General features: G+C 41.1%; 17 protein-coding genes. All 17 read right to left on the bottom strand.

Annotation, left to right across the window (positions count from 1 at the left end; genetic code table 11):
• Window positions 1–2 precede the first annotated feature (2 nt).
• Window positions 3–464 carry an ECF transporter S component gene (locus B7720_RS06050; RefSeq protein WP_049477948.1) on the bottom strand — a complete coding sequence of 154 codons (462 nt, stop codon included), beginning with the start codon at window positions 462–464 and terminating at the stop codon, window positions 3–5.
• On the bottom strand, window positions 442–1,215 hold the full coding sequence (locus B7720_RS06045) for a bifunctional hydroxymethylpyrimidine kinase/phosphomethylpyrimidine kinase (RefSeq protein ID WP_084857074.1): 774 nt from the start codon (window positions 1,213–1,215) through the stop codon (window positions 442–444). The genes B7720_RS06050 and B7720_RS06045 overlap by 23 nt, the downstream gene beginning before the upstream one ends.
• Window positions 1,205–1,954 (bottom strand): tRNA pseudouridine(38-40) synthase TruA, encoded by a 750-nt coding sequence (truA, locus tag B7720_RS06040; protein ID WP_049477950.1) that lies wholly within the window; start codon window positions 1,952–1,954, stop codon window positions 1,205–1,207. Before truA ends, B7720_RS06045 begins: the two co-directional genes overlap by 11 nt.
• A gap of 99 nt (window positions 1,955–2,053) precedes the next feature.
• Window positions 2,054–3,205: an MFS transporter gene (locus tag B7720_RS06035; protein WP_000816259.1), complete on the bottom strand. Its 1,152-nt coding sequence runs from the start codon at window positions 3,203–3,205 to the stop codon at window positions 2,054–2,056.
• Window positions 3,206–3,317: 112 nt separating this feature from the next.
• Complete coding sequence (locus B7720_RS06030) at window positions 3,318–3,941, bottom strand: Pr6Pr family membrane protein (protein ID WP_000775204.1); 624 nt, start codon at window positions 3,939–3,941, stop codon at window positions 3,318–3,320.
• 2 nt (window positions 3,942–3,943) lie between these two features.
• Entirely contained in the window at window positions 3,944–4,282 is a 339-nt protein-coding gene (locus B7720_RS06025) for a zinc ribbon domain-containing protein YjdM (protein ID WP_001061600.1), read from the bottom strand.
• Between the two features lie 209 nt (window positions 4,283–4,491).
• Complete coding sequence (locus B7720_RS06020; RefSeq protein ID WP_084857072.1) at window positions 4,492–5,010, bottom strand: Dps family protein; 519 nt, start codon at window positions 5,008–5,010, stop codon at window positions 4,492–4,494.
• Window positions 5,011–5,203: 193 nt separating this feature from the next.
• On the bottom strand, window positions 5,204–5,962 hold the full coding sequence (tpiA, locus tag B7720_RS06015; RefSeq protein ID WP_000087899.1) for a triose-phosphate isomerase: 759 nt from the start codon (window positions 5,960–5,962) through the stop codon (window positions 5,204–5,206).
• A 96-nt stretch (window positions 5,963–6,058) separates the two neighbouring features.
• The gene (locus B7720_RS06010; RefSeq protein WP_000220747.1) at window positions 6,059–6,736 is read right to left on the bottom strand and encodes a DnaD domain-containing protein; all 678 of its coding nucleotides are present in this window, start codon (window positions 6,734–6,736) and stop codon (window positions 6,059–6,061) included.
• Between the two features lie 8 nt (window positions 6,737–6,744).
• Complete coding sequence (gene metA / locus B7720_RS06005; protein WP_001122696.1) at window positions 6,745–7,689, bottom strand: homoserine O-acetyltransferase MetA; 945 nt, start codon at window positions 7,687–7,689, stop codon at window positions 6,745–6,747.
• 181 nt (window positions 7,690–7,870) lie between these two features.
• The gene (locus B7720_RS06000; RefSeq protein WP_001049316.1) at window positions 7,871–8,383 is read right to left on the bottom strand and encodes an adenine phosphoribosyltransferase; all 513 of its coding nucleotides are present in this window, start codon (window positions 8,381–8,383) and stop codon (window positions 7,871–7,873) included.
• An 86-nt stretch (window positions 8,384–8,469) separates the two neighbouring features.
• Entirely contained in the window at window positions 8,470–9,228 is a 759-nt protein-coding gene (locus tag B7720_RS05995; protein ID WP_049500191.1) for a class I SAM-dependent methyltransferase, read from the bottom strand.
• Between the two features lie 483 nt (window positions 9,229–9,711).
• The gene (rplA, locus tag B7720_RS05990; protein WP_001085675.1) at window positions 9,712–10,401 is read right to left on the bottom strand and encodes a 50S ribosomal protein L1; all 690 of its coding nucleotides are present in this window, start codon (window positions 10,399–10,401) and stop codon (window positions 9,712–9,714) included.
• Window positions 10,402–10,498: 97 nt separating this feature from the next.
• A complete protein-coding gene (gene rplK / locus B7720_RS05985) occupies window positions 10,499–10,924 on the bottom strand; it encodes a 50S ribosomal protein L11 (RefSeq protein ID WP_001085808.1) in 426 nt (141 codons plus the stop codon).
• A gap of 122 nt (window positions 10,925–11,046) precedes the next feature.
• Window positions 11,047–11,763: an LD-carboxypeptidase LdcB/DacB gene (gene ldcB / locus B7720_RS05980; protein ID WP_084857070.1), complete on the bottom strand. Its 717-nt coding sequence runs from the start codon at window positions 11,761–11,763 to the stop codon at window positions 11,047–11,049.
• 13 nt (window positions 11,764–11,776) lie between these two features.
• The gene (locus B7720_RS05975; protein ID WP_084857068.1) at window positions 11,777–12,238 is read right to left on the bottom strand and encodes an HIT family protein; all 462 of its coding nucleotides are present in this window, start codon (window positions 12,236–12,238) and stop codon (window positions 11,777–11,779) included.
• A 1-nt stretch (window position 12,239) separates the two neighbouring features.
• Entirely contained in the window at window positions 12,240–13,277 is a 1,038-nt protein-coding gene (locus B7720_RS05970; RefSeq protein ID WP_084857066.1) for a M42 family metallopeptidase, read from the bottom strand.
• Between the last annotated feature and the right edge of the window lie 3 nt (window positions 13,278–13,280).

Below are 13,280 nucleotides of genomic sequence, written 5' to 3'. Positions count from 1 at the left end.
TTTTATTTTATCTTCTTGACGCTCTGAAAGACTACAAATCCTACAACCATACCCAAGGTATTTTGCAGGAAGTTTGGAAGAATTTCTGGTAAGGCTGCTGACCAGCCATTCATTAGGGTTGAGCCCAGAGCGTAGCCACTTACCATGACGATAGTAGCTAAGACTAGGCCCAGCCATTGCCATTTCCCTTTAAAACCTGCAAAATAACCTTGCAAGCCATGATTTATCAAGCTAAAGAACATCCACTGTGGATAGCCTGATAGAAGGTCCAGCAGAAAAGCTGCTAGTCCTCCAACGACAGCTCCTTCTTTACTGCCAAAGTAAAAGGCAGTAAAGAAAATACCTGCATCCAAGAGAGTCAATATTCCTGTTGGCGTTCCAATTTTCAAGTAATAACCTAGGACTACTGAAAGAGCGGTTAAAAGGGATACAAGGGCGATTTTAGTTGTTTTGGTTTGCTTCATATTGTCTTACTCCATATTGATCTGCTTGTGCAATAGCACGGTAAACGAAAGCTTTTGAGCTCTCTACTGCTGGTAAAAGTTCATCCCCTTTAACCAAGTGACTGGCGATGCTTGAGGCAAAGGTACAACCTGCACCAGCATTTTGGCTTTGAATGACTGGGTTTTCTAGAACAGTGAAAGTTTGTCCATCATGAAAGACATCCACTGCCTTGTCCTGACTGAGGCGATTGCCTCCCTTGATAATAACTGCTGGCGCTCCTAAATCATGCAATTTCTGAGCTGCAGCTTTCATGTCCTCCAAGGTTTTGATCTCTTGACCCGCTAACAATTCTGCTTCAGGAAGATTAGGCGTAATCACACTGACATGAGGGAAAAAGCGAATCAACTCTTGACAGAGTTCACTGACAGCCACATCGTGCGTTTCCTTGCAGACCAAGACGGGATCCAATACCACATGCACTCCTGGACGTTGCTTGATAAAGTCCAAGGCCTTCTCAGCCACACTGACAGTAGGGAGAAGACCAATCTTAATCCCTGCAAATTCCACATCACGCAAGCTATCCAATTCATGTTGAAAAATGGCATCGTCAGTTGGAAAGACTTCAAAGCCCTTTTCAGTCAAAGCCGTCAAACAAGTTACAGCTACAAAGCCATGCAAGCCGTTCAAGGTATAGGTAGCCAAATCAGCTGACAATCCACCACCACTAAAAATATCATTCCCAGAAAGTGCTAAAATACGATTATTCTTCATAACGAATCTCCTTTAAATACAAGCCATTTGGTGCCGCCGTTGGACCCGCAAGCTGCCTGTCTTTTTTCTCCAAAATCAAGTCAATCTGCTCAACTGGCATTCGATCATTTCCGATTTTGAGCAGTGTCCCCACCATATTGCGAATCTGCTTATACAAGAAACCATTCCCTGAAAAGGTAAAGGTCAAAAACTGCCCTGTCTCATCAACACTAAGACTGGCTTCTGTAATGGTCCGAACCTTGTCCTCTACACTAGTCCCAGATGCTGTAAAACCGGTAAAATCGTGGGTTCCTTCTAATTTCTTGACAGCTATCTGCATCCGCTCCACATCGAGCGGATAGGGAAAGTGAGTAGCATAGTGACGGCGCATGGGATTTTTAGGACGCCCCCTATCTACTATAAACTCATAGGTCTTGCTATGTTTTGCATAACGGCAATGAAAATCATCCGCCACAATCTCAATCGAAATCACATCGATATCTTCTGGTGACTGAGTATCCAGAGCAAAACGGAGTTTTTCCTCATCCATCTGATAGGGCAGATCAAAATGAATGACCTGTCCCAGAGCATGGACCCCACTATCCGTCCTACCAGCACCATGAACAGCGATGGCTTGCCCCTTATTGAGTCTCGTTAAGGTTTTTTCGATTTCCTCTTGAACGCTCCGCGCATGAGGCTGGCGCTGAAAACCGGCAAAGGCAAAACCATCATAAGAAATAGTTGCTTTATATCTTGTCATAACTTCTATTTTATCAGGAAATAAAAGTGTAAACAAGCTTAAAAACCAATAATTGTATGGGTACAAAATTCCCAAAAAGAAAAACTTAGGAAACCAATCCTAAGCTCTCTTTTGAAGTGCGTACATAACAAAGATAGAAGTGACAATCAACCAGCAGCCTAGAATGGTGAAGACCAACATACCGTTTTGAGTCACCAAACCAATCGCTCCAAGAATGAAAGGTGTCGTGAAGGCTCCAAAGCTACATCCTAGCACTGCAAAAGATGTTGCCTGATTAAGGAGCTTGGCTGGGATTCTTTCAGAAAGAAGCTGAAAGACAGTGGTCAAGGCCACACTGTAAGAAAAACCTGCCACAACACTTCCAACTACCATCACACCCAATGACGGAGACAAGGCAATCACAATCTGCCCCAATCCAAAGGTGATACCTGACCAAAGGAGCAACCTTTCTTTAAACAGAGAGATAAAGAAAGAAAAACTCACACCTGCCAAGATACCAATCAACTGCATGATACTTAAAACCAAGCTCGATAACTGGGCATCCCCGAGACCTCTTTCCACCATCAGACTAGGAATACGAATGGTGATGGCTGTATTGGTGCAGACAACAACTGCTGCTTCGACAGCCAATAGAAAAATCAAACCTTTCATCTTTCCTGTCAAACGAGTCGTTTCGGTCTCTTTTTTCTTTGTTTCTTTCTTCTCTTTCCCATAAGGGACAAAGAGCAGATAAAGGATCAATACTAAAAATCCCGCACTGTAGGCCAAAAAGGTCACTGTCCATCCCAAGGATAAGAGTTGACCAACCACTAGAGTCAAAATCGATGCCCCGACAACTTCTGCTGATCCGCGAAGACCCAACATTTGAATCCGTGTCTTTCCATGATAGCGTTCGCTGATGATAGAAATAGCCTTGGCATTGATCATCCCAACACCCAAGCCAAATAAAATCCGCATCGCAAAGACAAAGTTGTACTCCTGATACCAGAAAGGAGCTGTTCCACCGATAGAGAGGATGAGAAGTCCTAGACTAATCTGAAGACGCTCAGGAAACAACCGCTCCAAGAACCCATTTAAAACCAGCATAATCATGATCCCAAATGAAGGAAGACTGACCAGAAGCTCGATTTGTTCTTTGGGGTAGCCTTGATAGTAGTCAAACATGGCTGGCAGAGCACTTGAGATGGAGAAGGAGGTAATCAAAACGAGGGAGAGGGCCAAAATACTAGCCCGTTCTAAATATTGTTTCATGAATTTTCTTTCTGTATATTTCTCACTGTTGATCTTTTTAAAAGGAAGATGGCAAGAAAAGAAGGAGCCCGATTGAACTAGAGACTCCGTCCTAACTTTCCTAATAGGAAGACTATTTTCGCTTGATTTGCTTGATTAGGTAGAAGATAAATCCTGCAACCATATACGCCGCAAAAATGATCAAACACCATTTGATAACCACGTCCCAACCCTTGTTCACATTTAAAAAGAAATAAGGGAAGGGATTGTCCTTGGAATTCGGAATATTGAGTTTTAAGACCAAGCCATTAAACAAGGCAAAAATCATATAAACCAAGGGCAAGATGGTCCACAAGACTGGATCCCAGATCTTGTATTGACCCCGTTTATCGAAGAAGAGGGTATCGGCTAAAAACCAGAGTGGAACGATATAGTGGCAAAGGAAATTTTCCACACGGTAAAAGTCTGTCGCGATCGGAGCAAGCATAAAATGGTAAATCACACAGGTAATCATGATACTCATGGTAACGCCACCCTTGAGACGAAGCAAGGTCGGACTTTGCCAATTTTCACCTGAACGGCTCATCACACGGAGCAGATAGCCCGTGAAAATCGTTACCAAAAGATTGGACAACACTGTGTAGTAAAGGAGCATACCAAAGCCACCGTGCTTGGTAATTTCTAAATAAACTCCTGTAAATGCCGCTAAGAACAAGAGCACACGACTATAAAAGATAAATTTATAATTCAGTTTCATGGCTAGATTTTCTTAACAAATTCTGACTTGAGTTTCATAGCTCCAAAACCATCAATCTTACAGTCGATGTTGTGGTCACCTTCTACGATACGGATATTTTTAACGCGAGTTCCTTGTTTCAAATCCTTTGGCGCACCTTTTACTTTCAAATCCTTGATTAAGGTTACAGTATCGCCGTCAGCCAATTTATTTCCATTGGCATCGATAGCAACCACACCTTCTTCTACTTCTGCAACTTCTGCAGGATTCCATTCATAGGCACACTCTGGGCAGACCAAGAGACTTCCGTCTTCGTAGACATATTCTGAATTACATTTTGGGCAATTTGGTAAGTTGTTCATAAGTCCTCCTTAAACTAACAATTATTCTTTAAAATTCATATGTTATTGAACAGCAACTATTATACCGTAAAATCCTACTTTTGACAATGTGTCCTAAGTCCAGCAAACAAAAAAATCATGCAACTGTTTACAGTTACATGACTTTTAAAAGATGATTGATCATGGGCACTTATCAAGCACCTCATGATAAAAGGGGTAGCAACTATATCTTACAAACCAGGAGCTTGTCCAAGTTCTGCTGTAAGCATCCAAACTGTTTTCTCAAGTTCAGCCTTAGCCCCAACAAAGATATCGTTTGTAACATCATCACCTTCTTCGTCAGTTACATCCAAAGCTTTTTGGAAAAGAGCGATGAGGTAGCGATAAATTGCTAGAATACGTTCCAAGCTTTCTTCAACGTTACGGAATTCTCCTTCTTCTTCTTCGATTTCACTGTGTTGAAGGAATTCTGTCAAAGTTGAATAAGGTTTTCCACCAAGAGTAATCAAACGTTCACTGATTTCGTCAAGATAGCTATCAAGACTGTCCATGTATTCATCCATTTTTGGATGCCATACGAGGAAGCCACGACCACGCATATACCAGTGAACTTGGTGAAGGGCAATGTGAGCCACATACAAGTCCGCTACTGCTTGGTTCAATACTTCCTTTGTTTTTGCCAATGCTACTGGCGCTGTTTTAGATAATGTTGTTACGTCTTTTACTGCTTCTTTTTTCAATTCAACCATATTTCTTACCTCTTTTCATTTTTTTATAACTACTTCACAGTAGCTATAATACAAGTATACTACTACCAGAAAATGATATCAAGGAAAATGTACTATCTGAGAAAAGTTGCAATAGACTGATAATTTAAGAAAAATATACAGAATTTTTTTTTAAAAAAAGACAGTCTTAAAAGACTGTCTGGAATAACCTAGATTATTTTACAAAGTCAAGCAATGCCAAGAAACTTTCAGCTTCAAGTGATGCTCCACCAACAAGGGCTCCGTCCACGTCTGGGCAAGCCATGTATGAAGCAACGTTTTCAGGTTTAACTGAACCACCGTATTGAACACGAACTTTGTCAGCAACTTCTTGACCAAAGTCAGCAGCTACAACATCACGAACAACTTTACACATTTTTTGTGCATCGTCTTGTGAAGCTGATTTACCAGTACCGATAGCCCAGATTGGCTCATAAGCGATAACGGATGCAGCAACTTGCTCAGCAGTCAATCCAGCCAAAGCAGCAGATACTTGAGCACCTACGAATTCAGCTGCTTTACCAGCTTCGTAAGTTTCAAGTGACTCACCACAACAGATGATTGGAAGCATACCGTTTGCAAAGATTGCTTTTGCTTTTTTGTTGATATCTTCGTCAGTTTCATGGAAGTAGTCACGACGTTCTGAGTGACCGATAACAACGTAGTCAGTACCGATTTCTTTCAAAACTTGTGGGCTAGTTTCACCAGTGAAAGCACCTGCATTTTCAAAGTAGCAGTTTTGAGCAGCAACTTTAAGGTTTGAACCTTTTGCAGCAGCAAGAACAGCTGTCAAATCAACTGCAGGAGCTGCGATACCTGCTTCAACAAGGTCTGATGAAGGAAGTTTTGATGCAACGGCTTCAACGAATGCTTTTGCTTCTTCTGGATTTTTGTTCATTTTCCAGTTACCAGCGATAAATGGTTTACGTGACATTTCACATACCTCTTTTTTCATTTTATTCACTATTATTCTATCATATTTATAAGGAGCTTGCAAACCTTACTCTAATTTTCAAGATTTTTCAAGCGACTAATCTTGCCACAAATTCATGGCATCGAGAAAATCAGCCGAAGCCTGAACTTGTTTGGGATTATTCGCTTCTCGCTCTGCTCGTTTGGCCTCTACTTGGGCAACAGATTGAATGCCTTCATGGCGCCAGTTTCGTAGGATTGCCTGAATATATTTCCAGTTTGGCTTGCCATTGAGAACGGCCTCTCGGAGAGCTTCCTTGATCAAATCCGCCTTAACTCCGTCTTCTTTGACAGTCTTAGAAAGGTCTTCGATTTCAAATGGTGTTAATAAGCGTCCCAATTCCTGCTGAAAAGTTTCAACCAGATCCTTCAACTGATTCTGCGGGTTTGGGACTGTTGTAGCTGGAGTTTGGCTATCTAGTAAGCTATCCAAGCGTTCAAAAGCCAAACTAGCATCAAAAATCAGCTCAATTTCACCGTTTAGTTCAATGGTCCGATATTGTAGCAAACCATTTTCAGTCAAATTCGAAATGGATTGGTTGACATCTGCCACCTCTTTGCCAATGATTTCAGCAATCTGACTAGGCGAAACATCTCCTAAGGCTGTGGTGTTTTGTAGATAGAAAAATTGCCAGACCAGAAAATCTTCGCTGGAAGGAAAGAGTTCCTTAAAATGCAAGAGCAGGGCACTTGGTAAAACCAAGTTCCCTGATTTAAAAGCGTCAAAATATGTCATAATTCCTCTTATAGATATCCAAATGCAGCCGCATCATCCTCTACCTTTCTCCAGTCAAAAGGGGTTTCTTGATAAACTGCATAGTTTACCCAATTGCTGAAAAAGAGGGCAGCTGATGAAGACCAACAGAGACACGGTGTCTCATTCACATCATCATTTTTGAAGTAATTTTCTGGAATATGAGGATTAAGTCCTGCCTCACAATCACGAAAATACTCTTTTGCTAGAGTATCACGGTCATATTCTAAATGACCAAAACTATAAATCTCACGAAGATCCCGACTGGCTAAAATAGAAACGCCGACTTGTTCTCCCTCAGAGAGGATTTCCAGATTGGTTTTTCCTAATATCTCTTCCTTATAGATTTCTGTATAACGAGAATGGGGAGCTACATAGCTATCATCAAAACCACGAAAGAGAAGATGGCCCTCTTTCAAGGTATCCTGCGGGTAAATGCCTGACAATTTCTGCTCCATCTGGTGTTTATCAACTCCATAGCGAGCATAAAGACCTGCTTGGGCACCCCAGCAGATATGAAGGGTCGAATAGACATGGGTCTTGGACCACTCAAGCACCTGACTGAATTCCTCCCAATAGTCCACTTCCTCAAATGGTAAATGCTCAATCGGAGCCCCTGTGATAATCATCCCATCAAAATACTCGTCCTTGACTTCAGGAAAAGTTTTATAAAAAGTCTCCATATGCTCTGCACGAGTCGTCTTGGAACGGTGGCTCTCCATATAGAGAAAGTCTATGTCCAATTGCAAAGGAGTATTTGCTAAATGCCGTAACAACTGGGTCTCTGTGACCACTTTTTTGGGCATTAGGTTTAAAATCAAAATTTTCAAGGGACGGATATCTTGGTGGGCCGCACGTTGATCATCCATGACAAAGATATTCTCTGTCCGTAAAATCTCAACAGCTGGCAATTTTTTATCAATTCTAATCGGCATAACCTTCTCCTAACTGTACTCTTTTAGAAATAATTGAATGTGTTTGAAGTCAAATCTCAAACACTTAGTCCTTTTATTATACTGCAAGAAGATATAGTTTTCAATTATAGTTTTTCTCTAACTAGCTATAGTTTGTTTATATAGCAGATGAAGAGAAAACAGCCCCAAGGACTGTTTTTCATTAATAATGCATAAGTACCTTGTAATCGTAATCTCCGATTTTTTCACGGCCTTTAAGCTCATCAAGTTCAATCAAGAACGCACAACCGGCTACAACTCCGCCAAGTCTTTCAATCATTTCAATGGTTGCCTTGACAGTACCACCTGTCGCCAAGAGGTCATCTACGATGAGAACGCGTTGACCTGGTTTGATGGCATCCGCGTGCATGGTCAAGGTATCAATACCGTACTCTTTTTCATAGTCAGCTGAAATGACTTCACGTGGCAATTTTCCTGGTTTACGAACAGGTGCAAAGCCAATCCCCAACTCAAAGGCAACGGGACAGCCAACAATAAATCCGCGAGCCTCTGGACCCACGATCATGTCGATTTTCTTATCAGTTGCATACTGAACGATTTCACGAACAGCATAGCTATAAGCATTGCCATCTGCCATCAATGGGCTGATATCACGGAAGGTGATGCCTTCCTTGGGATAATTTTCAATCGTTGCGATATAATCTTTTAAATTCATCTTTTTCTTTCTTTCAAAGTTTTTTACTCTCTATTATAGCATATTTTTTAAGAAAGAAAAAAGGAAAAGTTAACTTCAATAATTATCTAACGATTTGACGATTTATAACTAGCCATAGCAATAAAGCCCAATTTCTGTTTATTCTTAGCAAACATTTTATACATAGTTAAAAACTGCTTTCTATTCTCCTTTTTACAAGCATTTACGCAAATTTTCAAAGTTCCTAGCCAACCTTCGTCATAAATCATACCTGATAATTTCATTAATGTCATTTCACCAGTCAATATTTTCACATCACGATAACCTGATTCTATCATCACCTGTTCCCAACCATCTTGAGTTAAAGGACCTACATTTACATGAATTGCTTGTGACAATTCCTGTCTGACAGACTCTTTAGCTTCCTTAAGAAGCACATCATGTGTCAAAAGAAGACCTTCAGGTTTTAAAACCCTTAGATACTCCATTACACATTTTTTCTTAGCTTGATCGGCTTGCATAGTCAGCATAGCTTCATTTATAACAATATCAAAACTAGCATCTCCATAAGGAAGTTTCATTGCATTTGCTCTTTCAAATCTGATCAAATGAGCAACACCTGCCGTTTCAGCAGATTTTTTAGCCACTTCTAAGGCTTGTCCATCCATATCAACAGCAGTTATCTTACAACCAAAACGCTGTGCCAACTCAATTGCTGTAGTTCCCCTATTGCACGCAACTTCTAGTATTCTCTTTTCTTTTGAAAATTCTCCTTCCGCAATTAACCAATCTGTAGCACGTTTTCCACCTGGACGTAAGCGTTTTTTCCCCAGTTTTGCTAAAAACTTATGACCTGCTTCTGACATTTGAACACCTCTATTTTTTCTTCATTATAACATAAAATTATATTATCTGACAATTCTAATCTATTATTTGATAAACTAGAATCAAAAGCATACAAACTGCCATGACTATAGCATAAATCTATTAATCACCTCTCAAGTTCGAATTCAATTGCTCACGTAGTTTACGCATATAGGTTACGGCTACATATTTGTACTTTAGAGTTGCTGGCCTCCTTATCCGCTATATACGCTTTACTATCACGTGCCTATTCGTATAGCCAAGATTTCTCTATCTCTTTCTCTGCCGATTCTTATTTCCAACGTCAGACTTAAACAGTCTATCCTAATGCCGTTCGATCAGGCACTCACAATAGTCAGGCTTGGGAATCACTTTTGGGTTTACTAGTATATGGTACCCACAGAGGACTTACACCTCAGATGAACGGAATGCCCGTTGTACCTAAAAAACGAGCACATTCGTACTCGTTTTTAAAAATCTGTTAATTAAAGTGAGTTTACGTCAACCTTGATACCAACACCTTGAGTAGTTGTGATAGTCAAGTTTGTTACGTAAGTTCCTTTAGCTGTAGCTGGTTTTGCTTTTTGGATTGTTTCGTTGAAAGCTTTGAAGTTTTCAACCAATTTTTCAGCTTCAAATGATACTTTACCGATGATTGCTTGAACGTTACCTGCACGGTCTGCACGGTAAGTAATTTTACCACCTTTAGACTCTTCAACTGCTTTAGCAACATCCATTGTTACAGTACCAGTTTTAGGGTTTGGCATCAAGTTACGTGGTCCAAGGACACGTCCAAGACGTCCAACAAGAGCCATCATGTCAGGTGTAGCGATAACTACGTCGAAGTCCAACCAACCGTCGTTGATTTTTGCAACAAGGTCATCTTCACCAACAAAGTCTGCACCAGCAGCTTTTGCTTCTTCAGCTTTTGCACCACGTGCGAAAACAAGAACGCGTGAAGTTTTACCTGTACCGTTTGGCAATACCATTGCGCCACGGATTTGTTGGTCAGCTTTTTTAACGTCGATGTTCAAGTTGTAAGCAACTTCTACAGTTGCGTCAAATTTTGCAAAGTTAGTTTCTTTTGCAAGTGCTACAGCTTCTTCTACACTGTATGCTTTTGTGCTGTCGATTTTTTCAAGAGCAGCACGAAGTTGTTTGCTTTTTTTAGCCATTTTCTATTCTCCTTGTAAGTGGTTCAATCGATTTTCATCTCCCACGTCACTTCTCGAAATGATGAAGTCTTGCGGGTTATATTGGGGGTGTTATTGATTAGTCAACAACAGTGAATCCCATAGAACGAGCAGTACCTTCGATCATACGCATTGCAGACTCAATGTTTGCTGCGTTCAAATCTGGCATCTTAGTTTCTGCAATTTCTTGTACTTGTGCACGAGTAACTGTAGCAACTTTAGTTTTGTTAGGTGTACCTGATCCTTTTTCAACACCTGCAGCTTTTTTCAAAAGAACAGCAGCTGGTGGTGTTTTTGTAACGAAAGTAAATGATTTGTCTTCGTATACTGAGATAACAACTGGAATGATCATACCAGCTTGGTCAGCTGTACGAGCGTTGAACTCTTTTGTGAATCCCATAATGTTGATACCAGCTTGACCAAGAGCAGGTCCAACTGGTGGAGCTGGTGTAGCTTTACCAGCAGGGATTTGCAATTTTACAAGTTTTTCGACTTTTTTAGCCATTTTTAAATCCTCCTTTGTGGTTTTGGCGGTAATTAAAGATTTTTACCTCCCACAAGTATGCTTTACACATACCTTTCCATTATACACTATTTATCTAAAAATGCAAGAGAAAAATTACTTTTTTAATCGACGTAATCTCCGCCTTCAAAGCCATAGTACTCTTCCAAACTGAGACCACTTGCAGCAATTTCTTTGGCTTCTTTTCCGACGTAGCGAAGATGCCATTCTTCCGCCATGTAGCCAGTCTCTTTTTCCTTGCCTTTGAGATAGCGAACGACAAAGCCATAGTCAGCTGCATGATCTAAGAGCCACTGAGCCGCCTTCTCCTCTGTCACCAATTCTCCATTAGTCCCAATCAAATCAAAAGCAAGACCTGTTTGATGTTCACTATAACCTGGTCGAGCTGAGTAGCGATCAGCAGCTTCCTTACCGTCTTTATTCACATAGTCTTGATAAAGTTTGGTTTGAGTTTCATAACTTCTAAAACCACTGTAGTGATCGCTGATTGGGTAGCCAGCTGCTTGCATTGCTGCAATGAGCTTCAGCAACTCTGCTTTAGCTGTTGGATTTTCTCCTGGATTATAGTCTTTTGACAAAGGATAGTGCTTATTAGCTATGACGATTTCATCGTACTTCCCTTGAATACTATAGTAGTCTCCCTTATTGACAACTTCTGCCTTCTTCTGACTAGAGGCTTGGGATTTGCTTCCTACAGTTCCTTCAGGTTGACTAGTTTGTTCCGTTTTTTGAGTGTTTTCTTCATTTTTAGGTTTTTCTTGCGAACATGCTGCTAGGGTTACTGCCAGCAAACCAGATAAAACGATGTATCTTTTTTTCATTTTTCTTCCTCTCTTAGACCAAGTGCTTCTCTAATTCATCGGATAAGGCTTTAATCATTTGTTCCAACTCATGGGATTTCACTTGGCAATCTTCTGCCGCCATTTCTTCCCAGGGCACCCACCAGACTGGCCCACGGCCATTCAATCCATGACCCTTCATATCACCTATTCTTCGTGGAAAGAGATGCCAATGAGCGTGGGCATCACCATTTCCTAGGAGTTCAATATTCATCTTTTCAGCCTCAAATGCTTTGGCGACTGCTTCTTGGACCAAACTCATTTCCTCTAAAAAGCGAAGTTTTACAGAAGTCTCCATATGGTGGAGTTCTGTGACATGCTCTTTTGCTAAAAACAAGGTATAGCCCTTAAAGTATTGGTGGTCTCCAATAACAACATAGCCTGTTTCTAGTTCTTTTACAAAGTAGGGATTTTCCCCTGCCTTGATCCATTCAATTCTTTGACAAATCAAGCACATATTACTCTACCAATGCACTCTTGAGATAAGCATCGACCATACGCTCAGTCGCCACTACTGAATCAATGTGTGTTCGTTCGTAAGAGTGACTGGACTCAATACCAGCTCCAAGGAGGGCATGCTTAACCTCTGCTCCTGCTGACATAGCTGCTGAAGCATCCGAACCGTAAAATGGATAAATGTCGAGCTTAAATGGAATATCTTGCTCCTTCGCCAAAGCTACCAAGTGTTGACGGAAGTCATAGTGATAGGGACCTGAAGCGTCCTTGACACAGATAGACACTGTATATTCATCCGTCTGCTGGTCATCGCCCATAGCTCCCATATCCACAGCTAGATATTCCACTACCTGAGCTGGAATATTGGAGTTCGCACCGTGACCCACCTCTTCGAAGACTGAAAAAGCAAAATGAGTTGTTACTGGCAATTCAATCCCCTCTTCCTTGTAAATACGAAGAAGATTGAGCAAAATTGCTGCGCTGACCTTGTCATCCAAGTGTCGAGACTTGATAAAACCAGTTTCTGTCACAACTGTTCGCGGATCGAAACTAATAAAGTCTCCAACCTCAATACCCAAGGCGCGGGTTTCTTTTTCATTACTTACTTTTGCATCCAAACGCACTTCCATATTGTCCTGTGTGCGTTCAGCAGTTCCCGCATCTTTGTAGACATGGCAAGAAGTCTGATGGATGAGAATGGTTCCAGATACCTTTTTACCTGTGCTAGCCACATGAACCGTACAGTTTTCTCCTTCAATCATGTTCCAAGGAAAACCACCGATACGATCCAATTTGAGACGGCCATCCGGTTTGACTGCACGGACAATAGCACCCAGCGTATCCACATGGGCAGTCACATAGCGCTGTTGGTCATCATTTTGACCTTTAATAGTAACATTGACACCACCCTTGGCTGTACGAACCGGCTGGTAACCAAGTTTCTCTATAGTATGGACTAGATAGTCTGAAATCTCACGAGTAAAGCCCGTCGGAGATGCAATAGCAGTTAGTTCTTTGATATAGTTTATAGTCTGATTCATTTC

It is taken from the genome of Streptococcus oralis subsp. oralis, assembly GCF_002096455.1.
In the GTDB taxonomy this organism is placed as follows: domain Bacteria; phylum Bacillota; class Bacilli; order Lactobacillales; family Streptococcaceae; genus Streptococcus; species Streptococcus oralis_CY.
The sequence above is the reverse complement of the archived record's forward strand: the minus strand, read 5'-3'. Positions and strand labels throughout refer to the sequence as shown.